This is a genomic window from Actinomadura bangladeshensis, assembly GCF_004348335.1.
GTDB classification, from domain to species: domain Bacteria; phylum Actinomycetota; class Actinomycetes; order Streptosporangiales; family Streptosporangiaceae; genus Spirillospora; species Spirillospora bangladeshensis.
Genome location: NZ_SMJW01000001.1, coordinates 106,288 through 132,076, shown reverse-complemented (window position 1 = coordinate 132,076; position 25,789 = coordinate 106,288). Strand labels below are relative to the sequence as shown.

The window sequence follows — 25,789 nt, the reverse complement described above, 5'->3', positions numbered from 1 at the left end:
ATCTCCTAGACGTTGGCCGGGTCGACGATGCGGCCATCGCGCGCCGACTGGTACATGGCGGCGACGAACTCCACCGCGCCGAGTCCGATCTCGCCGGGCGAGCCGTTGGCCGCGCGGCCGAGGACCACGTCGATCAGGTTGCGGGCGGGCGCGTACTCGGGGTTGCGCTGCTCCAGCGGCAGTTCCAGCAAGGTCTTGGTCATGCCGGCGACGTGGACGGAGGCGGTGCCCCGATTGACGTCGAACAGCACGTGGCCGTCCCGGCCGAAGACCTCGAACCGGGCGATCTCGTCGTGGCCGGGCAGCACGGCGCCGGTCGAGCTGAGCACTCCGACCGCGCCGCCGTCGAACCGGATCGCCGCCCCGTCGGCGAGGTCGACCGGGAGCTCGAAGTTCGCGGAGAAGGCGCTGACCCCGCGCGGGCGCAGACCGGTGAGCCACAGCAACAGGGCGGCGGCGTGGGTGATCTGGGTCTGGCCCTGCCCGCCTCCCGACAGTGCCGGGTCGCTGTAGGTGGCCGTGCCGGGGGCGTTCACGGGGTACCCCCACAGGTCGCGGTACGGTTCGGGATCTCCCCGGTACAGTTCGCGGACGCTGGAGGCGTACAGGCAGGACACGTGTTCGATGGGTCCGATCGCGCCGGCGGCCAGCTCCTCGCGGATGGTGAGCGCGTGCCGGTTGTAATGCCACGGGTAGTCGATGAGCAGTTCGACGCCGCGCTCTTCGGCCAGGGCGACCAGCTCGCGGCCGTGCCGGGGCTTGATGACCATGGGCTTTTCCAGGAGGGTCGGCAGGCCGCGGTCGAGAGTGAGCCGGGCGATCGGATAGTGCAGCGTGTGGGGGACCGCGATGACGACCGCGTCGACCTTCACCTCGTCCAGCAGTTCCTCGGCGGAGGCGAACGCGGCGTCCACCTCGAACGCCTCGGCCGCCGCGGACAGCCTGCGCCGGTCGGGGTCGGCCAGCGCGGCGATCTCCGCATCGGGATGCGCGGCGATCGCGGGAAGGTGCGCGAACGTCGCCCACCAGCCGCAGCCGATCACCGCTACCCGCACTGTGCTCACGTCGCCTCCTCTTCGGTGCCGAGGCGGAAGATCCGCTCGGCGTTGCCGCTGAACATCGCCCGGCGCTCGGCATCGGCGAAGTCCGAGATGATCTCGGCGTACGCGTTCACCACGTCGCCGTAGGAGCTGTAGAGCCGGTCGACGGGCCAGTTCGTGCCGAAGAACGCCCGTTCGGTGCCGAACGCGTCGATGCACTCCAGCACCCATGGGCGCAGGCCGGCGGTCGTCCAGCGGTGGTCGGCCTGGCCGAGACCGGAGATCTTCACCACGACATTGGGGGCCTTGGCGATGTCACGCATGGCGTCCCGCCACCGGCGGAAGTACTCGCGGTCACGGTGGCGCGGGTAGCCCGCGTGGTCGATGCACAGGGTGATGCCGGGAAAGCGCTCGGCCAGCCGCCGCGCGTCGGAGAACTCCTCCAGGAGCGGATCGTCGCAGCAGAGCAACTCGTGGCGTTCCAGGAGGGCGTAGCCGCGCATCCACGACTCGTCGGTGAGGTAGTCGTCGTAGCGCAGGTCGCGTATCCCGCGAAGGTTGGGGAACTCGGCATGCCTGGCCAGCGTCTCGGCGGTGTCGGGACGGGTGAGGTCGGCGTAGGCGACGATACCCTGCGGGGTGCCCAGCCGGTCGGCGAACGCCTGCAGCCAGCGGGTCTCCTCCACGGGATCGTCGGTCCCGATGGCGGCCTGGACGTGGACGACCTTGCTGACGTTGTGGAAGCGGGTCTCGGCGACGAAGTCGTCGGCCCAGTAGCGGCGCGCCCGTATCGCGCCGTCGGGGCCGACGACCGGGTCCTGCGGCGCGTCCGGCTCCAGCCACTCGTAACGGAGCCGGGGGTGGCCGAGGTCGTGGAAGTGCACGTGGGTGTCGACGAACGGCAGGTCGGCCATGTCACCGGGTCCCGGGGATGCTGCCGAGGCGGGCGCCGCCGTCCACGTCGAGTGTGACGCCGGTGAGGAAGCCCGCGTGGTCGGAGATGAAGAAGAGGGCGGCGTCGGCGACGTCGTCCTCGGTGGCGTTGCGGCCGAGCGGATTGGTGGCGGCGGTCGCCTCCATGACCTGGTCGGCGGACAGGCCGGTGCGCCCGGTCTTCCAGTCGAGGACCTGTTGCCCCATCCCGGTGGTGGGGCACCCGACCGGGCAGACGCAGTTGGCGGTCACGCGCGCGGGCGCGAGTTCCGCAGCCACCGACTCGGTCAGCCCGACCAGGCCGAACTTGGACGCCACGTAGGGGACCTGGCGGGCGAATCCGCGCCGGCCGCAGTCGGAGGCGATGGTCACGATCCGCCCCCGGCCCGATTCGCGAAGCGCCCACGCGGCGGCCTTGACGGTCAGGAACGCGCCCTTCAGGTTGACGTCCAGGGTGCGGTCCCAGTCGTGCTCGCCGGTCGCCTCCAATGTGCCGACGTGGAAGACGCCTGCGGAGACGACCAGGGTGTCCAGCCCGCCGAAGGCGTTGACCGTTCGCGTCACGGCCGCGTGCACGCCCGCGGCCGAGCGGACGTCGGCGGTGATTCCGAGCGCGCGGTCTCCGAGGCCGGACACCGTCTCCTCGACCCGCTCTCCGTTGACGTCCAGTACGGCCACCGCGGCTCCGGCCTCGTGCAGCCGCCGGGCGATCCGCCGCCCGAATCCGGATGCTCCACCGGTGACCAGTGCTCTGCGATCCTGGGCGATCCGCAACGCACTCCACCTCCTCTGCCTGCCGGGATCTCTCATCCCGAAAACCGTGACGCTATAGCATCTAGCAAAGAAACGCTAGATGCTATAGCGTTCTCCGCATGACCCTTGATCCTCTTGCCGGCGACAGCCTCGCCGACCAGGTCGTCGGGCGGATCCGCGAGGCGATCCACGAGGGCCGCTATCCGCCGGGCGCCCGCCTGGTCGAGCGGACGCTGGCCGCCGAGCTGGGCGTCAGCCACATCCCGGTGCGCGAGGCGCTGACGCGGCTGACCGATGAGGGCCTCGTCCAGCGCACGCCGCGGCGAGGAGCCAGGGTCGCCGCGCTCACCCCCAGGGAGCTGGACGAGCTCTCCTCGCTGCGCATCGTGCTGGAGCGGTTCGTTGTCACCCGGGTCCAGGAGCGGCTCACCGCGGCGGAGGAGAAGGAGCTTCGCCGCATGGTCGCATCGATGCGGCGCGCCGCCGCCCGCGGAGACTTCGGCAGGCTGTACGACCTCGACCAGCAGTTCCACGAACGGCTGTGGGAACTGGCCGACCACCGGATGCTGGGAGAGGTGGTCACCGGCCTGCGCGGCCGGATCGGCGCGTTCCTGCGCGCCGCGACGGCGGCGCTGGAGCCCGAGGCGCTCGAACGGCACGCCTCCTCGCACGATGAGCTGCTGGACGCGATCGCCAGCGGTGACGCCGAGGCCGGCTGTGCGGAGATGAGCCGCCACATCGAACTGGCCACCGAGCGGTTGCGCGGCACACTGGGCGAGGGGAATCCCGATGACTGAGCCGCCGCTGGTCGTGATCACCGACTCCGACCTGCCGGGCGACGAGCCCGAGCGGATCCTCGAGGCGGCCGGGCTCCGGGTCCGCCGCGCGTCCTGCCGGACGGCCGAGGACGTCGCCGAGGCCGCTCGGGACGCGACGGCGCTGCTGGTGCAGTGGGCTCCGGTCACCGCGCCCGTGCTGGCCCGGCTGGAGCGGCTGCGATTCGTCAGCCGCCTCGGAATCGGTTACGACATGATCGACCTCGCCGCCGCCACCGCGCGCGGGGTCGCCGTGGCCAACACCCCCGACTACTGCGTCGAGGAGGTCGCGGCCCACACCATCGCCATGGTCGCGGCGCTGGCGCGCCGGCTGCCCGTCCTCGACCGGGCGGTGCGGGACGGGCGCTGGTCGGCGGCCGGCGACGGGGCCGGTGCGCTGCGTCCCTCGAAGGCCACCGTGGCCGTCATCGGCTTCGGCCGGATCGGCTCGCTCGCCGCCGCGCACGCCGCCGCCCTCGGGTTCCGGGTGGTGGTGCACGACCCGAATGTGGCGGAGGAGGCCGTCCGGGCGGCCGGTCACGAGCCCGCCGGCCTGGCGCCGGCGCTGGCCGCCGCCGACATCGTCACCCTCCACGTGCCGCTGACCGAGCGGACCCGGCACCTGCTGAACGGCGAGAGCATCGCCCGGATGCGGCCGGGGGTGCTGATCGTGAACACCTGCCGGGGCGGGCTGATCGACGAGGGGGCACTCGCCGGCGCCCTGGCGACGGGCCATGTCGCCGGGGCGGCCCTCGATGTGTTCGAACTGGAGCCCCTGCCCGCCGACAGCCCGCTGCGCGGCGCGCCGGGTGTGCTCCTGACGCCTCACGCGGCCTGGTACTCGCCGGACTCCCTCGCGGAACTGCCGCGCCGCGCGGCCCGGCAGATCGCCGACTTCCTCGGGGGCAGGACGGTTACGTCGATCGTCAACCCGGAGTACGCGGCCGCACGCGAGGGAGGCGACGCGTGAGCGGAGAGCGCATGGCCCTGGTCACCGGGGCGAGCGGCGGCATCGGCGCGGCGACGGCGCGCTCGCTCGCCCGGCACGGCATGGACGTCTGGCTCACCTATTCGGGCGCCGAGGACGGAGCCCGGCGGACCGCCGAGGAGTGTGCCGCGCACGGGGTGCGGACGGCGGTGTCGCGGCTGGACGTCCGCTCCATCGACGACGTCCGGCGGTTGACGGCCCGGATCGGCGACGAATGGGGGGCGCTGCACGTCTTGGTCAACAACGCGGGCGTATGCCCCTACACCGCCTGGCCGGACATCGGGCCGGACGAGTGGGACACCGTCATGGAGATCAACGCCCGCGGCGCGTTCTTCCTCACCAAGGAGGCGATCGCGCTGCTGCGCGCGGCCGGCGGTGACCGTGCGATCGTCAACGTCGCGTCGCTGGCCGGGCAGGTCGGCGGCATCTCGACCAGCGTCCACTACGCGGCGAGCAAGGCGGCCGTGCTGGCGATGACCCGGTCGTTCGCCCGCCTGCTGGCCGCCGAGGGCATCCGGGTGAACGCCGTCTCGCCAGGGCCGGTGAGCACGCCGATGACCAGTGCGCTCGACCCCGGTGTGCGCGACCGGCTCGCCGCGTCCGTGCCGCTGGGACGACTCGGGCGGCCCGAGGACGTCGCGCACACGATCTGCCTGCTCGCCTCGCCGGAGGCCGCGTTCACGACGGGCGCCACCGTCGATGTCAACGGCGGGCTGAGGACGGGCTGAGCGCAGGGCCGCAACGGCGGCGCGGGGGATCAGCCGGGAAGGGCGAGCAGGACGAGGGCCTCGGCCAGCAGGTCGGCCTGGCGCCGGCAGGCGTCCCGGTCGTGGGAGGCCGCGTACTCCAGGATCATGCCGTCGAAGCGGTGGGTGATGAACCGGGTGATCTCCTCGACCGTGATGGCGGGCGCGGTCTCCTCGGCCTTGACCGCGAGGTCGAGGTTGCGCTTGAGCAGGTCGGTGCCGAAGGCGTCGTACATCGAGTACACGCTCTCGCCTTCAGCGGCCTGCCGGATCCGCCACATGCCCAGTTCGAGAAGGGCCAGCTGGAGGCCCAGGTTGGCCTGTACCCACCGCCAGTAGGCGCTGACGCTGTCCCGGATCGTGGCCTCCAGGCCGCGTGCGGGGTCGACGTCGTCGAACGCCTCCCGCAGCATGGTCGCGCCTCGCTCGGCGACGATGTCGATCAGCTCGGCCTTGTTGCGGAAGCAGTAGTGCAGCGCCCCCAGCGGGGCCCCGGCCTGTTCGGCGATCCGCCTGGTGGTGGCGCCGGCCAGGCCGTGTGACGCGATCACCACGACGGCGGCGTCGACGATGCTGCGGCGGCGTTCCTCGGCGGGCAGGTAGGCCATCTGGAGCTCCTGGATGAAGGCGGGTTCCACCGCGCCGGGGAGTGCGCGGCAGATGAACAGGTCACTTGACCAAGTGTAGCGCGGAGTGTCGCCGGATCCGCCCTCGCATCCCTGTTGACACCGGTGAGCGGGTTGCGGATACTCGGTGAACAGTTTTGGTCATGCGTCCAGGTCATATATCCAAGTCATGCGTACAGGTCATCGGTACGGCATGACCCCGGGGCCGCGGCCGCCGGACGCACTCTCGCCACCAGATCGGAGCCTGCCGATGCCCCTACACCGCGACGAAACGCCGGCGACGCCCCCGCGCGCCGGCCGGCTGCGATGCGAGCATCTGGAGGAACCGCTCGGCATCGACGTGGCCGCTCCGGCGTTCGGCTGGGTGCCCAGCGGGCCCCAGCGGGCCTACCAGGTGCTGGTGGCCACGGACCCGGACCGGCTGGCCCGGGGCGACGGGGACGCGTGGGATTCCGGACGCGTCGAGACCGGCGAAGTGAACGGCGTCTCCTACCGGGGTTCCCCGCTGGCGTCCCGGCGGCGGTACTGGTGGACCGTCCGGCTCTGGGGCGAGGGTGCCGGACCCGGCCCGTTCGCCGCGGCGGCGAGCTTCGAGACGGGCCTGCTCGATCCGGCCGGCTGGGAGGCCCGCTGGATCGGCGGCGGCGCGGACGTCTCCTCCCCGCTGCTGCGCACCGGCTTCGACGTGCCGGGCGACGTCCGGCGGGCCCGCGCCTACGTCGCCGCGCTCGGCTGCTACGAGCTCCGGCTGAACGGTGAGCGCGTCGGCGACCGGGTGCTCGACCCGGCCAACACCTCCTACGACCACGACCCCGATTTGTACGACGGCGACGGCAAGCCGGCGCGCATCCCCGATCCGCGGGTGCTCTACTCCGTCTACGACGTCACCGGCCTGCTCAAGCCCGGGGCGAACGCGACCGGGCTGATGCTGGGACACGGCTGGTACAGCGCCGAGGCGGACGTCGGTCCCGGCCCGATGCCGCGAACGCCCTACGGAGACCGGCCGCGCGCCCTGCTCCAGATCGAGATCGAGACGTCGGACGGCCGCCGGTCGGTCGTGGCCACCGGCGAGGGCTGGCGGACGGGGCCCGGTGCCATCACCTACAACGACTACGGCCACGGCGAGCGCTACGACGCCCGGCGCGAGACCCCGGGCTGGGACGCGCCCGGCTTCGACGCATCCGCCTGGGCTCCCGTCACCGTCGTCGACCCGCCGGAGGCCCGCCTCACCGCCCAGCTCCTCCAGCCGGTCCGTGTGGTCGAGACGCTCGCGCCGGTGCGCACGCTGACCGGCCGGGACGGCGCCGTGATCGCCGACTTCGGCCAGCACTTCTCGGGCTGGACCCGGGTCAGGGTATCCGGTCCGGCCGGCGCGGAAGTCGTCCTGCGGCACTTCGGGGAACTCACCGGCGACGGCGAGCCGGACGACGACGCCAACATGAACGCCTGGCTCCCCGCACGGCAGACCGACACCTATGTCCTGAAGGGAGAGGGCGAGGAGGTCTGGGAGCCGAGGTTCACCTTGCACGGCTTCCGCCATGTCGAGATCACGACGCCGGGTCCCGAGACGGCGGTGCTCGGGGCCGAGGGCCGGGTCGTCCACTCCGACCTGCCGGAGGCGGGCGAGTTCACCTGCTCCGATGCCCTCCTGAACAAGATCCACCGCAACGTACTGTGGACGCTGCGCACCAGTTTCCAGGGCTTCCCCCAGGACGCCGCCGAGCGCTACGAGCGGGTCGGCTGGGTCGGTGACCCGGGCTGGGCGGTCGAGGACTACCTGTACGACTTCGACGCGGCCCGGTTCTGGCTCAAGTGGCTGGACGACCTCGCCGACACCCAGCTCCCGGACGGCCGCTTCCCGCTGATCTGCCCGATCCACTGGCGCGGCAAGATCGCGATGGAGGCGCCCGAGGGCTACGACGTGCCCGACGACTTCGAGTACGTCATGTACTGGCCCTACGGAGCGCAGCCCGACTTCGCGATGACGTCGTACCCGAGCATCGCCTGGAACCTGTACCGCTTCTACGGCGACCGCACCATCCTCGAACGGCACTACCCGGGGATGCGGCGCGGGGTGGAGTTCCTCAGGTCGCGGTCGGAGGGCCTCATCGTCGCCGAGGGCCTCGGCGACCACATGGAGCCGCAGCCGGACGGGACGTGCAGCGTCTTCCCCAAGCGCACGCCGGTCGAGTTGACCTCCACCGCCTGGTTCTTCGCCGTCACCTCGATGACCGCCGACGCGGCCGAGACGATCGGGGAGACCGCCGACGCAGCCCGCTACCGGGAGCTGGCGGAGGACATCCGATGCGCCTTCAACGAGCGGTTCTTCGACGAGGCCGACGCGAGCTACGCCACCGGTTCGCAGACCTCTTGCGCCATGCCGCTGTGGTTCGGGCTCGTCCCCGACGAGCATCGCGACCGTGCGCTGTCCGGGCTGATCGAGGAGATCGCCCGCGACGGCGGCCACCTCTCCACCGGGACGATGGGCACCGCCGCGCTGCAGCACGTGCTGACCGGCGGGGCGGCGGAGACGATGTACGAGATCGCCACCCGGACGACCTTCCCCAGCTGGGGCGACCAGGTGGAGCGGGGCGCCACCACCATCTGGGAGACCTGGGGCGGCGACCCCACGTTCAGCCGCAACATGAAGCTGCTGGCGATGATCGAGAAGTTCCTCTACAACGACGTCGCGGGGCTGACCCCGGCGGCTCCGGGCTGGCGGCGCATCCTCGTCCGGCCCAGCCTCACCCACCGCCTCACCCACGCCCGTGCGCGGGTGCGCACCGTCCGGGGCGACGCGGCGATCGACTGGCGGGCCGACGCGAGCGGGCTGCACGTGACGCTCACCGTCCCGCCGTCCGCCGAGGCGGAGATCCGGCTGCCCTGCGGCGGCCTCGGCGACCCCCGGCTCACCAAGGACGGCGTCCCCGTGCCCTTCTCGCGGCACGACGGCGACGAGCTCGTCCTGACCGTGGGCGGCGGCACCCACCGCCTCCACCTCACCTCGAAAGGAACGCGGCCATGACGAGATCGAACGGTGTGCTCCTGCCTCTGGCCCTGTCGGCGTCGCTGCTCCTGGCGGCCGGCTGCGGGGGCGCCGGCTCCGGCGGCGACGGCGAACTCCGCGTCGCGGCGTGGGACACCGGGCAGGGCAAGGATCCCCTCGACACGGCGGCCGCCGAGTTCGAGAAGGCGAACGCGGGAGTCAAGGTCACCGTGCAGAAGACCCCGTACACGCAGTACTCGGAGACCCTGCGCAGGCAGCTCAGCGGTAACCGGGTGCCGGACGTGGCCCGGATGCTCCTCGGCTACGGCGACGCGGGCAATGTCCTCGTGCTCGCCGACAAGGGGCTGGTCGCCGATCTCAGCGGGGCGCCCTGGACGAACCTGGTCACCGGTCCGGGCGCGGCGGTGTCGAAGAAGGAGGGCAAGACCTACGCGCTGCCGGTCGACTCGACGTCCATCGGCGTCTTCTACAACCCGGAGACCTTCAAGAAGCGGGACCTGCGGGTCCCCGAGACGTTCGGGGACGTGCTGGCGATCTGCCGCGAGACCGCGGGGGACGGCACGGTCGCGTTCGCCTTCGGCGCTCAGCAGGGGTCCGCCATGGCGCGCTGGGCGGTCTTCGCGCTCGCCGCCTCGACCGTCTTCGCCGACAACCCCCGGGCGGGCGAGCAGCGGGTGAAGGGCGAGACCACGTTCGCCGGCACACCTGGCTGGAAGAAGGCGATCGAACGGTTCTCCACCATGAAGGACGAGGGCTGCTTCGACAAGAGCGCCACCGGTGTGTCGCAGGAGGCCGCCGCCCGCTCCCTCGGCCAGGGGAAGTCGCTCATGGCGATCGCGCCGACGGCGACGATGCCGCTGTTCATGGCCGGTGACCCAGAGGCGCGCCTGGCGATGTTCGCCTTCCCGGGCGGCGACGACCCGTCCGCGGTGCGCGTGCCGTCAGCCCCCGTGAGCGGTCTGGCCGTCCCCGGGAAGGCCGCGAACCGCGACCTCGCCCGCAAGTTCCTCGACTTCTACGCGGAGAACCGGGTCAGGTACAGCGAGATCGACGACAGCATCCCCGGCATTCCCGCGAGCAAGGACGACCCGGGCGTGCCCGACTACGCCGAGGCGCTCACCCTCTACCTCACCGCCGGCAAGACCGCCCCGATCATGGACCAGAACTGGCTGAACCCAGAGGTCGGGACGCGCCTGGACAGCGGCATGACCAAGCTGCTCCTCGGCAAGGAGACGCCGGAGGGCGTCCTCAAGGGAATGGACGAGGCGTGGACGCCCACGGCGCCCTGAGGGCAGGGCACCGGGCGGCCCCGGCCCGGCGGCGCGCTGCCGGCGGGCGCCGGCGGCGCGCCGTCCACCGGGTGCCCATGTCGTTCCTCATACCGTCCACCCTGCTCTGCTTCGGGCTGCTGCTGGGACCGTCGCTGCTCGGCGCGGGGTACGCGTTCACGGACTGGGACGGCCTGACGTCACCGGGCTGGACAGGGCTCGGGAACTTCCGCGAGTTCCTGACCGAGCCGGAGGGCCGGGGCGTCCTGCTCCACACCATGGTGCTGACCGTCCTCTACGTGGTCGGGGTGAACGCCGTGGGGCTGGGCCTGGCGCTCGGGCTGGCCCGCTCGCTCAGGACCCGCAACGTGCTGCGGACCGTGTTCTTCCTCCCGGCGGTCGTGAGCCCGCTCGTGGTCGCCTACGTGTGGAAGTACATCCTGGACGCCGGCGGCCCGCTCAACGAGGCGCTCCGGGCCGGCGGCCTGGGGGCCGCCGCGCATCCGTGGCTGGGCAGCCCGGCGACCGCTCTGCTGATGGTCGTCGTGGTGATGGTGTGGCAGTTCTCCGGCCTGCACATGCTGATCTACACGGCCGGCCTCCAGGGCGTCCAGACCGAGGTGCTGGAGGCGGCGGCGGTGGACGGCGCCGGGGCCTGGCGGTCCTTCCGCCATGTCACGCTGCCGCTGCTGCTCCCCTCGGTGATGGTGGGCACGGTCCTGTCGACGATCCTCGCGTTCATGGCGTTCGACCAGGTGATGGCGCTCACCGGCGGCGGGCCGTCCGGAGCCAGCGAGACGCTCGGAACCTACGTCTACAAGCAGGCGTTCGTCACCGGCCGGTACGGCTACAGCGCGGCGGTCGCCCTGCTGCTGGTCGCCCTGGTGTTCGCCGTCTGCTTCGTGCAGGTGCGCCTGCTGCGCTCAAGGAGCCGGTGATGCACGGGTACTCGCGATGGACGGCGTTCCGGGAGGCCGGCCTGTGGGTCGCGGCGATCCCGGTGCTGATGCCGATCTACTTCGTCGTGACGACGGCGTTCAAGACGCCGGGCGAGGCGGCGGGTTCGTCGTTCGCGCCGCCGTCGAGCCCGACGACCGCCAACCTGGCCCAGGCCTGGGAGCAGGCGGGCGGAGGCACGGTCTCGTTCGGCCAGGCCCTGTTCAACAGCGTCCTGACGACGGCGGTGGTGGTGCTGCTGCTCGTGCTCACGGCCGCGCCCGCCGGCTACGTGCTGGCCCGCCGGACGTCCCGGCTGTCGGGGCTGCTGTCCGGCCTGTTCATGCTCGCGATGATCATGCCGATCCAGCTCGGCGTCATCCCGCTGTACGTGTTCCTCGTGGACACGGGGCTGGCCGGGACGCGCGCCGGGCTGATCCTGGTCTACCTGGGGCTGCAGACACCCCTGGCCGTCTTCCTGTACGCGGGGTTCATCCGGGGGCTGCCGGCCGCCTACGAGGAGGCCGCCCGGGTGGACGGTGCCTCGTCCCTGCGGATCCTGGCGCGGATCGTCTTCCCCCTGGCCCGCCCGGCCACCGGGGTGGTGGCGGCGCTGACCGGCCTGTTCGTCTGGAACGACTTCTTCGTCGCGCTGGTGGTCGTGGGCGGCACCGACCGGGTGACCCTGCCCGTGGCGGTCTACACCCTGGTCGGCAGGTTCTCCGCCGACTGGCCGCTGATCTTCGCCAGCACGCTGATCGCACTCGCCCCGGTGCTGGCCGGCTACGCGTTCATGCAGCGCACGGCCATGAAGGGCTACGTCAGCACCCTGCGCGGGTGAGGAGGGATACGGACATGTCCGAAGAGGTGCGGGACCGCATCACCTTCGACGGTGAACTGCGCGCCACCGAGATCGTCGGATACAGCGACCCGATGACGGCCGCCCCGGGCGAGACCGTCGCCTTCAAGGTCAGCTGCACCGCCTCCAGGTTCGGCTTCGACCTGGTCCGGCTGCTGCACGGCGACGAGAACCCCGCCGGCCCCGGTTTCCTGGAGGCCGAACTGGAGTGCCCGGCCGCCGGCGAGTACCCCGGCCGGGAACAGCCGCTGAACTTCGGGTCCTGCGTCGAGGTCGCCGACCATCCGCTGCTGCGGCTGGTCGGCGCGATCACGCTCCATGCCTGGGTGCTGCCGACGCAACCCGCCAAGGGCGTCCAGGGCCTCCTGACCAAATGGGACGGGGCCCGAGGGTACGGGCTGTTCATCGGCGCGGACGGCGATGCGCAGTTCTGGGCCGGTGACGGTGAGACGGTCGAGCGGGTCGGCACCGGGCGTCCGCTCCGCGCCGGCCGGTGGCATCTGGTCTCGGCGTCCTACGACTCCGGGACCGGAAGGGTCCGGGTGAGTCAGACCGCGCTGGTGCGGTGGCCGGGCGACGGTTCCACGGCCGCGGTCGAAGCTCCGATCCCAGGGCCGGCGCCGAACGAAGCGCGCCTGATCATCGCGGGTCACGACGCCGGGCGCCGGGTCGCGGCGGTCTTCAACGGCAAGATCGACGCACCTCGCCTCTACGGCGTCCCGCTCGGCGCCGAGGCGATCGAGGTGTCCGCTCGCGCCGGCGCCGCCGGAGCGCGTGCGGACGGCCTGGTCGCGGCATGGGACTTCTCGCTGCGGCCCGGCACGCGGGACGTGATCGACCTGTCCCCGAATCAGTTCCACGGCCGGACGGTGAACACGCCCGCCCGGGGGATGACCGGGTGGAACTGGACGGGCCGGGAGACGGTCTTCCACCGCGCCCCCGGGGAGTACGGCGCGATCCACTTCCACGACGACGACCTCACCGACGCGGGGTGGGAGACCGATGTCGAACTCGTGCTGCCGCCGGATCTGCCGAGCGGCATCTACGCGGCGCGGCTGCGGACGTCCACCGCCGAGGATCACGTTCCGTTCTTCGTCCGCCCGAGGCCGGGCACGGCGGATTCCGACATCGCCTACCTCGTCCCCAGCACGACCTATCTCGCCTACGCCAACCTCGCGGCCACCCAGTCCTGGGAGGACCAGGGCGAGCCGCTGCGGCCGGGCGAACTGGAGATGAGGCTGCTCAGCCTGTACGACGTCCACGACGACGGCAGCGGGACGTGCTATTCGTCGCGGCTGCGGCCGAACCTCACGATGCGGCCGAAGGTGCGGCTCAAGTTCCCCGACGTCCCGGGGAGGTGGGAGAACGTTCCCAGCTATCCGCACCTGCTCCCGGCCGACCTGCACCTGACGCACTGGCTCGGCCACAAGGGGCACGAGGCCGACATCCTCACCGACGAGATCCTGCACCGCGAGGGCGCGAAACTCCTGTCGCCCTACAAGGTCGTCATCATCGGCACGCATGCCGAGTACTGGTCGGAACGGATGCTCGACGCCGTGCAGGCGTATCTCCGCGCCGGCGGACGGGTGATGTACCTCGGGGGCAACGGGTTCTACTGGGTGACGTCGTATTCGCCTGAAGAGCCCCACGTCATCGAGGTCCGCCGCACCGCGGGAGCCCGCGCGTGGGCGGCCGGCCCCGGCGAGGGACACCTCAGCACGACCGGTGAGCCGGGCGGGATCTGGCGGCACCGCGGGCGACCTCCGCAGGGACTTGTCGGAGTGGGTTTCACGGCCGCCGGTTACGACCGTGCGGCGCCCTACCGGCGGAGTGCCCGCAGCCGCGAACCCGACGTTGCGTTCGTCTTCGAGGGGATCGCGGACGATCACGATCTCCTCGGGGACCATCCCTCCCTGGTCCAGCAGCACGGTGCCGCCGGATACGAGGTCGACCGGGCCGACACCGCACTGGGCACCCCCGAAGGCGCGGCCGTGCTGGCCTCGTCGTCGCCCTCGGACCACTCCTCGTCCTATGAGTCGGACCCCTCCGACATTCCCATCGGGGCCGCGGACTGGCCGGTCAAGGCGGATCTCGTGCTGGTGCCCTATCCGAACGGGGGCGCCGTCTTCTCGACCGGCTCCATCGCCTGGTGCGGCGCGCTCGCCCACAACGGCTACGACAACGACATCTCCCGCATCACCGACAACGTTCTCAGGGCCTTCGCTTCCGGCGAGCCGTTGTGCGGGCCCGACCGCGACACCATCCACGGAGGTGGACGACCTGAGTAGGGACGAGACGGCCGACGTGGCCGTGGTCGGGGCGGGCCTGGCCGGGCTGGTGGCGGCCCGCGACCTGCGACGCGCGGGGCTGCGCCCCCTGGTGATCGAGGCGCGCGACCGGGTCGGCGGCCGGACCTGGACCCGTCCCGCCCCGGGCGGCGCCGTGGAGGCGGGCGGGCAGTTCATCGGGCCGACGCAGGACCGCCTGGCCGTCCTGGCCGGAGACCTCGGCGTCGCCACGTTCGCCACCTACCACGCGGGCAGGACGCGCATCGACCTGGCGGGAGGGCGACTGGCGTACAAGCGCGCCAAGCGGCTCCTCGCCGACCTGGAGCGCATGGCGTCGGAGTTGCCGCCGGAGGCGCCCTGGGCGGCGGCGCATGCCGTCGAATGGGACGCGCGGCCCTTCGACGACTGGCTTCGCAGCAGCGGAGAACCGGACACGTTCGGCGTCATGCGCATGGTGACCGCGGCGGTCTTCGCTGCCGAGCCGGCGGAGCTGTCACTGCTGCACGTGCTGGCCTACATCCGGTCGGCCGGTTCGGTGGACCTGCTGACGGAGGTGGCCGGCGGCGCGCAGGAACGCAGGTTCGTGGGCGGCGCTCAAGAACTCTCGGTACGGCTGGCCGGGGCACTCGGCCCCGGCGATCTGCGCCTGGGCGCTCCCGTCCGCGGTGTCCGGCAGACGCCGGACGGCGTGGAGGTGCTCGCCGAGGACCTCACGGTGCGCGCCCGGCGCGCGATCGTGGCCGTCCCGCCCGTGCTCGGCGGCCGGATCGAGTACGACCCGCCGCCGCCGGCCGGGCGCGCCGACCTCCACCGGCGGATGACGCCGGGATCGACCATCAAGATCAACTGCCTCTACGGCGCCCCGTTCTGGCGGGACGAGGGACTGAGCGGCGGCCTGATGCGCGACCGCGGCCCCGTCACGGTCACTTTCGACAACTCGCCGCCCGACGGTGCCCACGGCGTGCTCGTGGCCTTCTCGCAGGGAGATGACGCGAGGGCGCTGGCCCGGCTGCCCGCCGGGGCGCGCCGCGCGGCCGTGCTGGAGGTGCTCGGCCGGTACTTCGGGGAACGCGCGGCGCGGCCGTCGGAGTACCTGGAGACCGACTGGACGGGCGAACCGTGGACGCGGGGCTGCTTCGGCGGCAACTTCGGACCGGGCGGGTGGACGCGCTACGGCCCGCTCCTGCGCGAGCCGTTCGACCGCGTCCACTGGGCGGGAGCCGAGACGTCCGCGGTCTGGATGAACTACATGGAGGGCGCGGTGCGGTCCGGGGAGCGGGCCGCAGCGGAGGTCATCGCCGCCCTCGGTACCCCTTGACAGCCGGTAGGCGGCACTCGATGCTGAATTTGTACACATGACCAGGTCACTTGAACATCCTTCGGAACATTCAGATCGGTCACGGGAGGGCCTCATGCCTGACGCATTCATCGACGCAACCGGCCAAGCAGAACTCGTCCGCCGGAACGAGATCACCCCGGGTGAGCTGGTCGAGGAGACCCTCGCCCGCATCGGCAAGATCGACCCGCAGCTCAACTCGGTCGTCGTCACGCTCGCCGACAAGGCGCGCGCGGAGGCCGAAAACGCCCCCGACGGGCCCTTCCGCGGCGTCCCGTACCTCCTCAAGGAGGTCATGCCGTCCAAGGGCGACATCTACGCCGCCGGCATCAAGGGCGTCATCGCGGCGGGACTGCGCGCCGACCACGACACCTACTTCGTCGAGGCGATGCGCGCGGCCGGGTTCGTCCTGGCCGGGCGCTCCAACACCTCCGAGATGGCCCTGGTCGCCACGACCGAGTCCGCCGGCTGGGGCGTCTGCCGCAACCCCTGGGACACCTCCCGCTCCACCGGCGGATCCAGTGGCGGCGCCGCGGCGGCGGTCGCGGCGGGCCTGGTCCCGGTCGCCCACGGCAGCGACGGCGGCGGGTCCGTCCGTGAACCGGCGGCCAAGTGCGGCGTCGTCGGGCTCAAGCCCACCCGGGGCCGGGTCTCGCAGGGCCCCCAGGTGATCGACTCCGACAACGTGTCCGGCATGGCGCACGAGGGCTGGATGACCCGCAGCGTCCGGGACTGCGCCGCGCTGCTGGACGTCACCGGCGGCCACCGGCCGGGCGACGCCTTCGGGGCGTGGGCACCGCCCGGCCCGTTCGCCGCGGAGGTCGGTGCCGACCCCGGGCGGCTCCGCATCGGCGTGCTCACCGAGGACCCGACCGGGCAGACCGCGGTCGATCCCGAATGCGCGGCCGCGGCCCGCGCCGTAGCCGACGTCCTCGCCGGTCTCGGCCACGATGTGCGGGACGGGTTCCCCGAGGTGCTCCGCCAGGGCAGCTGGCCGATGGAGTTCATGCCCTGCGTCGGCGTGGTGGTGCTGCGCGAGATCGAGCGCTTCGGCCGCCTGGTCGGCCGCCCGCTCTCCGAGGACGACATGGAACCGCAGACCTGGGCCTACACCGAGGTCGGCCGCACCGTCACCGGCGTCCAGTACGCCGCCGGAGTCGACGCGCTCCGCGAGCGGGGCCGCGAGATCGAGCGGTGGTGGGCCGACGACGGCTGGGACCTGCTGCTCACCCCGACGCTCACCGGCCAGACCCCGCCGCTCGGCCTGTTCAAGCCCACGAAGGAGGACCCGTTCTCCAGCCTCGGCATGGAGGCGAGCGCCTTCACCGTCCCGTTCAACGTCACTGGGCAGCCCGCGATCTCGCTGCCGCTGCACTGGGCCGCCGATGGGATGCCCATCGGCGTGCAGTTCGGCGCCGCGCACGGCCGCGAGGACGTGCTGATCCGCGTCGCGTCCCAGCTGGAGGCCGCGATGCCGTGGACCGGCCGCATCCCGCCCGTGCACGCCTGACCCCCTACGCGAAAGGACCGGACCATGGGACGACTCGACGACAAGGTGCTGCTGGTGATCGGCGGCGGCTCGGACGGGCCGCCGCGCGACGGCGAGCCGCTGCCGATCGGCAACGGCCGGGCCGCCGCGCTGGCCTGCGCCGGGGACGGCGCCGCCGTCATGGTCGCCGACCTGCGCGCCGAGGCCGCCGAGGCGACGGCCGAGGAGATCAGGAGCGCCGGGGGCAGGGCCGAGGCCGTTGCCTGCGACGTGGCCGACCCGGACCAGTGCGCCGCGGCGGTCGCGGCGGCGGTCAAGGCGTTCGGCGGCCTGAACCTGCTGGTCAACAACGTGGGCATCGCCGACGCGGGCAGCGTCGCCGACACCGCCGCGGACACCTTCGACCAGATCATGCGGGTCAACGTGCGCGGCCACCTGCTCACCATCCAGCACGCACTGCCGGTGATGGCCGGGGCGGGCGGCGGCGCCGTGGTGAACATGTCGTCGCTGAACGCCTACCGCACCGGCGGCGCCGGGATCTCGTACGACACGAGCAAGGCGGCGCTGCTCGGCCTGTCCCGGCACGCCGCCGCCACCGCGGCGCCGATGAACGTCCGGGTCAACACCGTCCTCCCGGGCGTCATCGACTCGACGATGCTGCGCCGGGCACTGTCGGGGATCCCCGCCGAGCATGTGCCGGACCTGGCCGGCCGGATCCCGCTGGGCAGGGTCGGCAGCCCATGGGAGGTGGCCCGCTGCGTGGCCTTCCTCCTCTCCGACGAGGCGTCCTATGTGACCGGTGCCGAACTGGTCGTCGACGGCGGCCTCAACATCCCCATGCTCTGAACGGAGTCACGGACGTGCACATCGTCGAGCTGATCGACACCTACCTCGCCGGACACGGCGACCGAGTCCGGGCCACCGACCACACGGGGAGCTGGACCGGCCACCGGCTCGGCGAGCGGGCCCGCCGGCTCGCCGGCGGTCTCCAGGCGCGGGGCGTGCGGCGAGGCGACCGTGTCGGGGTCATGATGGCCAATGGCGTCGACGTCCTCGTGGCCTACGAGGCGATCTGGCGGGCCGGTGCCGCGATCACTCCGCTGATGCCGGCCCTGGTACCGGACGAGGTCGCGCACATCCTGGGCAGCGCCGAACCCGCCGCCGTCCTGGTGTCCGCGGACACCGCGGAGACCGTGCGGGCGGCCCGCACCACCGCAGGCGGGACCTTCCCGCTGGTCGGCGACGGCGGTGACATCTCGTGGAAGGAGGTGGAAGCGGAGCCCGTCCCGGTCGGGCGCGACGAAGAGGATCTGGCGGCGGTGCTGTTCACGGGCGGCACCACCGGCCGGTCCAAGGGCGTCATGCTCACCCATCGCAACCTGACCGCCGCCGCCGCGATGGCCGCCACCGCCGACGACGCCGGCCCCGAGGACGTCAGCCTGGTCACCCTTCCCCTGTCGCACGGGTTCGGCCTGATCGCCTTCCTGGTCACCTACCTGCGTCCGCTGCGCCTGCTGGTCCGGCGGCGCTTCGCCCCGGACGCTTTCGCCGCCACCGTGCAGGCGGAGGGGGTGACGGTCGCCGACGTCGTCCCGGCCATGCTCCAGGCTCTGCTCGACCGGGGGCACGTCCATTCGGGCGCACTGCGTTCGCTGCGCAACCTCTACGTCGGCGGTGCGCCCTGCCCGCCCGATCTCATCGAGACCGTCGAGGACGCCCTGCCGGTCCGCGTGATCGAGGGGTACGGGCTGACCGAGTCGGGCACGCTGATCGCGGGCGACTCGCCGTCCCGCCCGCACCGCAGGGGCAGCGTCGGGATCCCCTTCGAGGGGGTCGAGGTCCGCATCGTCGAACCGGACGGACGAGACGCGCCGCCCGGCCGGATCGGAGAGATCATCGTGCGCGGCCCCGCCGTGATGGCGGGCTACTGGAGGGACGAGGCCGCCACCGCCGAGGCGATCCGCGGCGGCTGGCTGCACACCGGTGACCTGGGCAGCCTTGACGGCGACGGTCACTTGCGCATCGCCGGGCGCCGCAAGGAACTGATCATCCGGGGCGGCTTCAACATCCATCCCGCCGACCTCGAGAACGCCATCCGGACGTGTCCGGGTGTGGCCGGCGTCGGCGTCGTCGGCCTCCCGGACCAGGCCCGCGGTGAGCGAGTGGTGGCGGCCGTGGTCGGCACCTGCACCGCCGCGGACGTCCACCGGCACTGCCGGGACGGGGTGGCCGGCCCGAAGCGCCCCGACGAAGTGGTGATCATGCAGCGGCTCCCGCTCACGCCGGTCGGCAAGCTCGACCGCAACGCGCTGGTCGCCGCCCTGACGGCCCGGAGCGCCGCATCATGAGGCCGTCTCCGCCAGCCGCCCGATCCGTTGATCCGCGCGCTGCGGAGCGGCGGCGGTTCCTGCCCGCGATCGTCCGGGGCGAGTGCTTCTTCGCCATCGGGATGAGCGAGCCCGACAGCGGCTCCGAGCTGGCATCGGTGCACACACGGGCCCGCCGCGTCCGCGATCCGGTCGAGCCCGACCCGGGACTCGTCACCCCTCCCAACGGGGCTGCCCACCAGCGAACGGAACCCCAGAAAGGACCAACATCGTCATGACCGACATCTGCCAGGGGCGCGTGGCCATCGTCACCGGCGCCGGCCGGGGAATCGGCCGGGAGTACGCCCTTGAGCTGGCACGCCAGGGAGCGGCCGTCGTCGTCAACGATCTCGGGGGCGCCCGGGACGGTTCCGGCGCCGACCCCGGCCCCGCCGCCCTCGTCGCCGAGGAGATCCGGGCCACCGGGGGGCGCGCGGTCGCGAACACCGACGACATCGCCGACCACGAGGCCGCCGGACGCCTGGTGGGGACCGCTGTGCGCGAGTTCGGCCGCCTCGATGTCGTCATCAACAACGCCGGCATCCTCCGCGACCGGATGCTGGTGAACATGACGGAAGCCGACTGGGACGACGTCATCCGCGTGCACCTGCGCGGCACTTTCGCCGTCTCGCAGCACGCCGCGGCCCACTGGCGGTCCCGTGCCAAGGCGGACGGACCGGTGGACGCGCGGCTCATCAACACCAGTTCGTCCAGTGGCCTGTTCGGCAACCCCGGCCAGTGCAACTACGCCGCCGCGAAGGCGGGGATCGCCGGGTTCACCGTCACCGCCGCGCTCGAACTGGAACGCTACGGCGTCACCGTCAACTGCGTGTACCCGGCCGCGGCGTCCCGCCTGACCGCCGGCCTCTCCACCTACGCGGGCCGGGAGGCCGACCCGCTGCGGGACCCGGCCCTGATCGCCCCCCTGGTGGTGTGGCTGGCGAGCCCGCACTCCCGAGGTGTCACGGGCCGCATGTTCGGCGTCAGAGGCAACGCGATCACCGTCGCCGAGGGCTGGCGGCCCGGCCCGTCGATCGACCGCCCCGAACGCTGGGACCCGAGCGAACTCGGCGATGTGCTCCCGGCACTGATCGAACGGGCCCGGCCGAACGCCGCGCCCGCCCTGGACTCGGTCCCGGTGGGCTGACCGATGGCCGCCGACACCCGTCCGGTGCCCGTCCCCACCCCGGCCACGCAGCCCTACTGGGACGGCACCAGAGCCGGTGAGCTGCGTCTCCAGCGCTGCGAGGACTGTGCCGAGCACGTGTTCTACCCGCGCATCGGCTGCCCCTTCTGCGGCTCGCCGCGGCTGGAATGGACCACCGTGAGCGGACACGCCCGGCTCAGCTCGTACGTCATCAACCATGTCCCCGCCCCGGGGTTCGCGGACGACGTTCCCTACGTCATCGCGATCGTGGAACTGGATGAAGGCCCGCGCATGATCACCAATCTCGTCAACGTGCCACCCGATCCGCGGGCCCTTCCCCTGGACATGCCGCTGGAGGTCGTCTTCGAGCCGCGCGGTGACCAGGCGCTGCCCTTGTTCCAGCCGGTGCCGGAGGAACGCCGATGAGGCGGCGGGGGGTCGCGATCGCCGGTGCCGCGGAGACCGACATCGGCGTCGTGCCCGATCTGTCCGAGCCGGATCTGCATGCCCGCGCGGCCGCCCTGGCGCTGGCCGACGCCGGCTTGACCCCGGCCGATGTGGACGGCATCGCCACCGCCTGGCATTCGCCGATCGACATCGCGCACCACATCGGCGTCGATCCGTCCTGGCACGATGGCACCAGCGTGGGCGGTTGCTCATTCCTGGTGCACGTCGCCCACGCGGCGGCGGCCATCGACGCGGGGCTGTGCTCCATCGTGCTGGTGCTCCACGGCGAATCCGGGCGGTCGCGGATCGGGCGGCCGTCCCGGCGCACACCGCCCGATTCCATGCCACGCCAGTTCGAGGCCCCGTACGGTGTGCGCGGCGCGGTCACCGCCTTCACCCTCCCCGCCCTGCGCTTCCTGCACGAGACCGGAACCACGCGCGAGCAGATGGCCGCGGTTCCCGCCGTGCAGAGCCGCTGGGCGGACGGCAACCCGAGGGCATGGCGGGCCAAGGAGGCCACTGTCGAGGAGGTGCTGGCCTCCAGGGTCGTCGCCTGGCCGTTCCACAAGCTGGAATGCTGCCCCGTGACCGACGGCGGGGCAGCCCTGGTGGTGACCTCAGCCGAACGTGCCGCTGATCTGCCGCGCCCGCCCGTCCATCTGCTGGGTGCGGGCGAGGCGGGAGAGAGTCCGCTGGTCGCCCACATGGAGGACCTGACCTCCTCCAGAGCCTTCCGCGAGTCGAGCCGCCGGGCCTTCGTCCAGGCCGGTATCACCGTCGCCGACGTCGACCATCTGATGATCTATGACCCGTTCGCGCATGTGCCGCTGTTCGGGCTGGAAGACCTCGGATTCGTCGGCCGCGGCGAGGCCGGTGCCTTCGTGGCGGACGGCAACACGGCCCCCGGTGGTCCCCTGCCGATGAACACCAACGGGGGCGGCCTCTGCTACACGCACACCGGCATGTACGGCATGTTCGCGATCCAGGAGTCCGTCCGGCAACTGCGCGGGGAGGCGTACCGCCAGGTGGACGGCGTAGAACTCAGCGTCGTGCAGGGAGTGGGCGGCATCTTCACCTCGGCCGCGACGCTCGTCCTCGCCAACCACTCCAAGGAGGACACATGACCGAAGACTTCTCCGCCCGGGCCGACGCCTGGCTGGCCGAGCACGCCCCCCGTGAGCCCATCACCGATGTGGCGGAGGCGCGGCTCTTCCAGGGGAAACTGCACGACGCCGGATTCGCCGGCATCACCTGGCCCGCCGAGTACGGCGGCCAGGGCCTCACCCGAGTCGAACAACGCACGTTCGACGAGCTCGCCCAGGACTACCCGCTGCCCACCAAACCCTTCCTCATCGGGCTCGGCATGGTCGGCCCCACACTGCTGGACCTCGGAACCTCCGAGCAGAAGCGGCGCTTCCTGCGGCCGATGATGCGCGGCGAGGAGATCTGGTGCCAGCTCTTCTCCGAACCCGGCGCGGGCTCGGACGTCGCAGGGCTGGCCACGCGGGCGCGCCGTGACGGCGACGGCTGGATCCTGGACGGTCAGAAGGTGTGGACGTCCCGGGCCGAGTACGCCGAGTGGGGCGCGTTGCTGGCTCGTACCGACCCCGGCGTGCCCAAGCACCGCGGGATCACCATGTTCGTCGTGGACATGGCCTCCCCTGGCGTGCAGGTCAGGCCACTGCGCGACATGACCGGCGCCGTCCGATTCAACGAGGTGTTCTTCGACGGCGTCCGGCTGCCCGCCGGCGCCGTGGTCGGCGAGGTCGGCGAAGGCTGGGACGCGGCGGTGCGGATGCTCGGCCATGAGCGGATCACCATCTCCGATCTGCGGATACCCCGCGGCCATCCGGCCTCCCACGCCGCGCTCGCCGCACTGGCCCGTGCCCGCGGCGTCGCCGGCGACCGGCACGTCCGCCGCCGCCTGGCCGAGGTCTACCGGGCGGAACGGCTCGCGGAACTGCTGGCGGCCAGGCACTCGGCGGAAGCACGGGTGGGCCGCTCGATCGGCCCGCGCGGCTCGGCCGGCAAACTGGCCGCCGGACGGCTCGCCCGGCTTTCCGCCGACGCCATCGCCGACATCGCCGGCCACACCGCGCTGGCGTGGGAGCCGGGTGACGACTCGGCTGCCCGGCTCGCCGCCGCTCTCCTCGACGCCCCGTCCACCCGCATCGCGGGAGGCACCGACGAGATCCAGCGGCAGATCATCGGTGACCGGGTGCTCGGCCTGCCCCGCGAGCCCGCCGCCGACCGTGACATTCCCTTCTCGGACCTGCGCGCGAAAGGATCCGCATGAGCCTGGTGCCGACCGAAGAGCAGGAGCACCTCCGCGATGCCGTGCGCCGGTTCCTGGCCGCGGCCCCGCCACCCGCCGACGGTCCCGATCAGGAGACATGGCGCCGCCTGGCCACAGAACTGGGCGTGACCGGCCTCATCGTGCCGGAACGGCACGGCGGAGCAGGGGCGGGAGCCGCCGAACTGGCAGTCGTCCTCGAGGAGATGGGAGCCGCGCTGCTCCCCGCCCCGTTCCTGTCCTCCTCGGTGCTCGCCGCAACACTCCTTGTCCAGTTGGACGGAACCGCCGACCTGCTGACCGACATCGCCTCCGGGGACACGATCGTCATCGCAGCCCCATGGTGGGGCCCCGCGGCGGGACCCGTCACCGCCGATGCGGACAACCGCTTGCAGGGGCACTTCCCGTGCGTGGTCGATGGACATCTGGCTGACGTCCTCCTGGTCGTAACCGACCACCACGAAATCTTCGCCGTGGACGCCGCCGACCTGGTCCGGCGACCTCTGACCACTCTCGATCTCACTCGGGGCGCCGCCCGAATCGAGCTGGCCGGTGCCGTCGGCCGCCCGCTGTCCTGCGCCGACCCGGTACGGACGCTCGAGACCGCCTGGAACCTCACGGCCGTCGGCCTCGCCGCCGAACAACTCGGAGTGGCCCGCAGGTGCCTGGAGATGACCGTGCAGTACGCGCGGACCCGCGTGCAGTTCGGCCGGCCCATCGGCTCGTTCCAGGCGGTCAAGCACGCGCTGGCCGACCTCTACGTCGACTGCGAACTGGCCGAGTCCGCGGTCCGTCACGCGGCCTGGGCGGCCGACGTCGAGCCCGCGGAACTGGCCGAGGCCGCAGCCCTGGCCCTGGCCTCGATGACCGCCTTCCACGCCGCCGACCAAGCCATACATTTTCATGGCGGCATGGGATTCACCTGGGAACACGAGCTTCATCTCTACTACCGGCGCGCCAAGGCGGCCCAGTATCTACTAGGCGACCCCGCCACCCATCTCGATGGGTTGTTTCAGCTCTGAGTCCCGGGAGAAATGATGACCGAAGATGTCCGCGTCGACATCGCCGGCCACATCGCCGTGGTCGAGTTCCGGCGCCCGCCGGAGAACTTCTTCGACACGTCCGGTGCCGAATTCAGCCGACCGAACCACCGCAAGGCCCTCTTGGACGACTCGTCCGAACTCTACTCCCGAGCCCTCCGCCTGTTTCGCTGCCAGACCCCGGTCGTGCGGCATCTCAGTGACCCTCCCGGCCGCCGTCGGACAGCAAAAAGCGCTTGACTACCTCCCTGACCGGACGTGGGTTCAAAGGCGAGGAAGCCCACCACACCGGGCTTCTCGACGAACTTGGGACTGCCCGAAAACACGGATCCCATATAAGGCCTGCCTATTCGGGGATGGTGCCGGTGAAGTTCGGTGGGCGGCGTTGAAAGGAGGCGGCGACTCCTTCCGCGAAGTCGCTGGTCGCTCGCAGGCGGGCCTGTTCGCGGTACTCACGGTCCATGCCGACGGACAAGATAGGTCTCATATACAGCCTAGTGTCGACTTTAGAGGGCGGCAGGGCGACGGAGCAGGCCAGCCATGTCGCCCTGCGACAGCCGGTCCCAGCAGCAGATCCTGCTCGTCGGAAGAGGGCCAGGACGCGGGCCTCAATGAGCGGGACGAGCACTGGTGAGGGCGGCTCGGCGGGCGTTGCGCCGAGCCGCGCCAACAGGCCGGCCCCGGTGATCCACCCGTCCGTCAGGCGGATGAGGTCGACCAGGTGATCCGGGCATATCTCGGTCGCCGGCCGAGCCGCGTCCTCCTCGGCGAGGAGTAGGTCGCGCCGGTCCAAGAGAACTCACACACCGCTCAGCACCAGGCCACCCGTCATGGGCCCTACTCTAGGCTTCGATCTTCTCCGCGGGTCGTCTGGCGGGGCGCCAGAACACCGCCAGAAGGGCGGCGGCGCCAAGGCCGCCGACAAGGACGGTGATGGTGAGGCCCAACCAGCCGGACAGGTCACCGGAGATCCCGAGCGTCCGGTCGAGGGAGGCTGCGCCGCCACCCAGCGCACCGAGCGCGCACGCCACCATGATGATCATGAGGACGTACTCATAGCCCTGGCCGGGACGAAAGATGAAGAAGCCGTTGCTCAGATGGGCGGTGATGAACGCGACGGCCATCGTGCCGACCGCGCCGGCGGCGGCCAGCGGGGTGAGCAGGCCGAGCAGCAGCAGGACGCCCGCGCCGATTTCGGTCCCGGTCGCCATCAGTGCGTGGAGCCGGCCCGGCCGTAGGCCCATGGATTCGAACCAGCCCGCCGTGCCCTCGATCTTCCCGCCGCCGAAGGCGTGGTTCCAGCCATGGGCGAGAAGCGTGCCGCCCACGGAGACCCGCAGTACCAGGGATGCGATGTCGATGCCCGACGTGTCAACTGCCATTCAAAGCGCCTTCCCTTGGGGTGCTGGCAT

At 72.0% G+C, this 25,789-nt stretch carries 23 protein-coding genes; 18 read left to right on the top strand and 5 right to left on the bottom strand.

Annotated features, from left to right (window positions below):
• Nucleotides 1-5: 5 nt before the first annotated feature.
• Genes E1284_RS00645 through E1284_RS00635 form a run of 3 tightly spaced genes read right to left on the bottom strand, consistent with a single transcriptional unit; the run spans nucleotide 6 to nucleotide 2,747 of the window.
• The gene (locus E1284_RS00645; RefSeq protein WP_131935908.1) at nucleotides 6-1,064 is read right to left on the bottom strand and encodes a Gfo/Idh/MocA family protein; all 1,059 of its coding nucleotides are present in this window, start codon (nucleotides 1,062-1,064) and stop codon (nucleotides 6-8) included.
• Complete coding sequence (locus tag E1284_RS00640) at nucleotides 1,061-1,954, bottom strand: amidohydrolase family protein (RefSeq protein WP_131935907.1); 894 nt, start codon at nucleotides 1,952-1,954, stop codon at nucleotides 1,061-1,063. Before E1284_RS00640 ends, E1284_RS00645 begins: the two co-directional genes overlap by 4 nt.
• A gap of 1 nt (nucleotide 1,955) precedes the next feature.
• Nucleotides 1,956-2,747 (bottom strand): SDR family NAD(P)-dependent oxidoreductase, encoded by a 792-nt coding sequence (locus E1284_RS00635; protein WP_131935906.1) that lies wholly within the window; start codon nucleotides 2,745-2,747, stop codon nucleotides 1,956-1,958.
• Nucleotides 2,748-2,845: 98 nt separating this feature from the next.
• Here E1284_RS00635 and E1284_RS00630 point away from each other — a divergent pair, with 98 nt between their 5' ends.
• Genes E1284_RS00630 through E1284_RS00620 form a run of 3 tightly spaced genes read left to right on the top strand, consistent with a single transcriptional unit; the run spans nucleotide 2,846 to nucleotide 5,257 of the window.
• Nucleotides 2,846-3,523, top strand: a complete 678-nt coding sequence (locus E1284_RS00630; protein ID WP_131935905.1) for a GntR family transcriptional regulator — start codon at nucleotides 2,846-2,848, stop codon at nucleotides 3,521-3,523.
• A complete protein-coding gene (locus tag E1284_RS00625) occupies nucleotides 3,516-4,511 on the top strand; it encodes a C-terminal binding protein (RefSeq protein WP_131935904.1) in 996 nt (331 codons plus the stop codon). Before E1284_RS00630 ends, E1284_RS00625 begins: the two co-directional genes overlap by 8 nt.
• Entirely contained in the window at nucleotides 4,508-5,257 is a 750-nt protein-coding gene (locus E1284_RS00620) for an SDR family NAD(P)-dependent oxidoreductase (RefSeq protein ID WP_207923464.1), read from the top strand. The genes E1284_RS00625 and E1284_RS00620 overlap by 4 nt, the downstream gene beginning before the upstream one ends.
• Nucleotides 5,258-5,286: 29 nt before the next feature.
• On the opposite strand, the gene E1284_RS00615 is transcribed toward E1284_RS00620, so the two are convergent.
• Nucleotides 5,287-5,883, bottom strand: coding sequence for a TetR/AcrR family transcriptional regulator (locus E1284_RS00615; RefSeq protein ID WP_131935903.1), 597 nt, complete (start codon nucleotides 5,881-5,883; stop codon nucleotides 5,287-5,289).
• 268 nt (nucleotides 5,884-6,151) lie between these two features.
• Between E1284_RS00615 and E1284_RS00610 the strand changes: the two genes are divergently transcribed.
• The 15 genes from E1284_RS00610 (at nucleotide 6,152) to E1284_RS00535 (ending at nucleotide 24,617) form a co-directional block, all read left to right on the top strand.
• Complete coding sequence (locus E1284_RS00610; protein WP_165965067.1) at nucleotides 6,152-8,926, top strand: family 78 glycoside hydrolase catalytic domain; 2,775 nt, start codon at nucleotides 6,152-6,154, stop codon at nucleotides 8,924-8,926.
• Nucleotides 8,923-10,197 (top strand): ABC transporter substrate-binding protein, encoded by a 1,275-nt coding sequence (locus tag E1284_RS00605; RefSeq protein ID WP_131935901.1) that lies wholly within the window; start codon nucleotides 8,923-8,925, stop codon nucleotides 10,195-10,197. Before E1284_RS00610 ends, E1284_RS00605 begins: the two co-directional genes overlap by 4 nt.
• Before the next feature lie 77 nt (nucleotides 10,198-10,274).
• The gene (locus E1284_RS00600; RefSeq protein WP_131935900.1) at nucleotides 10,275-11,114 is read left to right on the top strand and encodes a carbohydrate ABC transporter permease; all 840 of its coding nucleotides are present in this window, start codon (nucleotides 10,275-10,277) and stop codon (nucleotides 11,112-11,114) included.
• Nucleotides 11,114-11,953, top strand: coding sequence for a carbohydrate ABC transporter permease (locus E1284_RS00595; protein ID WP_131935899.1), 840 nt, complete (start codon nucleotides 11,114-11,116; stop codon nucleotides 11,951-11,953). The genes E1284_RS00600 and E1284_RS00595 overlap by 1 nt, the downstream gene beginning before the upstream one ends.
• Nucleotides 11,954-11,967: 14 nt before the next feature.
• Complete coding sequence (locus E1284_RS42825) at nucleotides 11,968-14,259, top strand: N,N-dimethylformamidase beta subunit family domain-containing protein (RefSeq protein ID WP_131935898.1); 2,292 nt, start codon at nucleotides 11,968-11,970, stop codon at nucleotides 14,257-14,259.
• Nucleotides 14,243-15,577: a flavin monoamine oxidase family protein gene (locus tag E1284_RS00585; RefSeq protein ID WP_243714168.1), complete on the top strand. Its 1,335-nt coding sequence runs from the start codon at nucleotides 14,243-14,245 to the stop codon at nucleotides 15,575-15,577. The genes E1284_RS42825 and E1284_RS00585 overlap by 17 nt, the downstream gene beginning before the upstream one ends.
• 94 nt (nucleotides 15,578-15,671) lie before the next feature.
• Nucleotides 15,672-17,105 (top strand): amidase, encoded by a 1,434-nt coding sequence (locus E1284_RS00580; protein WP_165965066.1) that lies wholly within the window; start codon nucleotides 15,672-15,674, stop codon nucleotides 17,103-17,105.
• 24 nt (nucleotides 17,106-17,129) lie between these two features.
• Nucleotides 17,130-17,930: an SDR family NAD(P)-dependent oxidoreductase gene (locus E1284_RS00575; RefSeq protein WP_131935895.1), complete on the top strand. Its 801-nt coding sequence runs from the start codon at nucleotides 17,130-17,132 to the stop codon at nucleotides 17,928-17,930.
• 14 nt (nucleotides 17,931-17,944) lie between these two features.
• Entirely contained in the window at nucleotides 17,945-19,432 is a 1,488-nt protein-coding gene (locus tag E1284_RS00570) for a class I adenylate-forming enzyme family protein (protein ID WP_165965065.1), read from the top strand.
• A gap of 253 nt (nucleotides 19,433-19,685) precedes the next feature.
• The gene (locus E1284_RS00560) at nucleotides 19,686-20,597 is read left to right on the top strand and encodes an SDR family oxidoreductase (protein WP_131935893.1); all 912 of its coding nucleotides are present in this window, start codon (nucleotides 19,686-19,688) and stop codon (nucleotides 20,595-20,597) included.
• 3 nt (nucleotides 20,598-20,600) lie between these two features.
• Complete coding sequence (locus E1284_RS00555; RefSeq protein ID WP_131935892.1) at nucleotides 20,601-21,023, top strand: Zn-ribbon domain-containing OB-fold protein; 423 nt, start codon at nucleotides 20,601-20,603, stop codon at nucleotides 21,021-21,023.
• Nucleotides 21,020-22,168: a thiolase C-terminal domain-containing protein gene (locus E1284_RS00550; protein WP_131935891.1), complete on the top strand. Its 1,149-nt coding sequence runs from the start codon at nucleotides 21,020-21,022 to the stop codon at nucleotides 22,166-22,168. Before E1284_RS00555 ends, E1284_RS00550 begins: the two co-directional genes overlap by 4 nt.
• Entirely contained in the window at nucleotides 22,165-23,340 is a 1,176-nt protein-coding gene (locus E1284_RS00545; protein WP_131935890.1) for an acyl-CoA dehydrogenase family protein, read from the top strand. The genes E1284_RS00550 and E1284_RS00545 overlap by 4 nt, the downstream gene beginning before the upstream one ends.
• Nucleotides 23,337-24,359, top strand: a complete 1,023-nt coding sequence (locus tag E1284_RS00540; RefSeq protein WP_131935889.1) for an acyl-CoA dehydrogenase family protein — start codon at nucleotides 23,337-23,339, stop codon at nucleotides 24,357-24,359. The genes E1284_RS00545 and E1284_RS00540 overlap by 4 nt, the downstream gene beginning before the upstream one ends.
• 12 nt (nucleotides 24,360-24,371) lie before the next feature.
• Nucleotides 24,372-24,617 carry a hypothetical protein gene (locus E1284_RS00535; protein ID WP_131935888.1) on the top strand — a complete coding sequence of 82 codons (246 nt, stop codon included), beginning with the start codon at nucleotides 24,372-24,374 and terminating at the stop codon, nucleotides 24,615-24,617.
• A gap of 602 nt (nucleotides 24,618-25,219) precedes the next feature.
• Here the strand turns inward: E1284_RS00535 and E1284_RS00530 are convergent.
• Nucleotides 25,220-25,759 (bottom strand): DoxX family protein, encoded by a 540-nt coding sequence (locus E1284_RS00530; RefSeq protein WP_131935887.1) that lies wholly within the window; start codon nucleotides 25,757-25,759, stop codon nucleotides 25,220-25,222.
• Between the last annotated feature and the right edge of the window lie 30 nt (nucleotides 25,760-25,789).

Bases quoted from the DNA above. Each gene is read 5' to 3' on its own strand.
- E1284_RS00640 (WP_131935907.1), bottom strand. From the start codon at position 1,954: ATGGCCGACCTGCCGTTCGTCGACACCCACGTGCACTTCCACGACCTC.
- E1284_RS00630 (WP_131935905.1), top strand. From the start codon at position 2,846: ATGACCCTTGATCCTCTTGCCGGCGACAGCCTCGCCGACCAGGTCGTC.
- E1284_RS00625 (WP_131935904.1), top strand. From the start codon at position 3,516: ATGACTGAGCCGCCGCTGGTCGTGATCACCGACTCCGACCTGCCGGGC.
- E1284_RS00615 (WP_131935903.1), bottom strand. From the start codon at position 5,883: ATGGCCTACCTGCCCGCCGAGGAACGCCGCCGCAGCATCGTCGACGCC.
- E1284_RS00610 (WP_165965067.1), top strand. From the start codon at position 6,152: ATGCCCCTACACCGCGACGAAACGCCGGCGACGCCCCCGCGCGCCGGC.
- E1284_RS00605 (WP_131935901.1), top strand. From the start codon at position 8,923: ATGACGAGATCGAACGGTGTGCTCCTGCCTCTGGCCCTGTCGGCGTCG.
- E1284_RS00600 (WP_131935900.1), top strand. From the start codon at position 10,275: ATGTCGTTCCTCATACCGTCCACCCTGCTCTGCTTCGGGCTGCTGCTG.
- E1284_RS00595 (WP_131935899.1), top strand. From the start codon at position 11,114: ATGCACGGGTACTCGCGATGGACGGCGTTCCGGGAGGCCGGCCTGTGG.
- E1284_RS42825 (WP_131935898.1), top strand. From the start codon at position 11,968: ATGTCCGAAGAGGTGCGGGACCGCATCACCTTCGACGGTGAACTGCGC.
- E1284_RS00580 (WP_165965066.1), top strand. From the start codon at position 15,672: ATGCCTGACGCATTCATCGACGCAACCGGCCAAGCAGAACTCGTCCGC.
- E1284_RS00575 (WP_131935895.1), top strand. From the start codon at position 17,130: ATGGGACGACTCGACGACAAGGTGCTGCTGGTGATCGGCGGCGGCTCG.
- E1284_RS00560 (WP_131935893.1), top strand. From the start codon at position 19,686: ATGACCGACATCTGCCAGGGGCGCGTGGCCATCGTCACCGGCGCCGGC.
- E1284_RS00555 (WP_131935892.1), top strand. From the start codon at position 20,601: ATGGCCGCCGACACCCGTCCGGTGCCCGTCCCCACCCCGGCCACGCAG.
- E1284_RS00550 (WP_131935891.1), top strand. From the start codon at position 21,020: ATGAGGCGGCGGGGGGTCGCGATCGCCGGTGCCGCGGAGACCGACATC.
- E1284_RS00545 (WP_131935890.1), top strand. From the start codon at position 22,165: ATGACCGAAGACTTCTCCGCCCGGGCCGACGCCTGGCTGGCCGAGCAC.
- E1284_RS00540 (WP_131935889.1), top strand. From the start codon at position 23,337: ATGAGCCTGGTGCCGACCGAAGAGCAGGAGCACCTCCGCGATGCCGTG.
- E1284_RS00535 (WP_131935888.1), top strand. From the start codon at position 24,372: ATGATGACCGAAGATGTCCGCGTCGACATCGCCGGCCACATCGCCGTG.
- E1284_RS00530 (WP_131935887.1), bottom strand. From the start codon at position 25,759: ATGGCAGTTGACACGTCGGGCATCGACATCGCATCCCTGGTACTGCGG.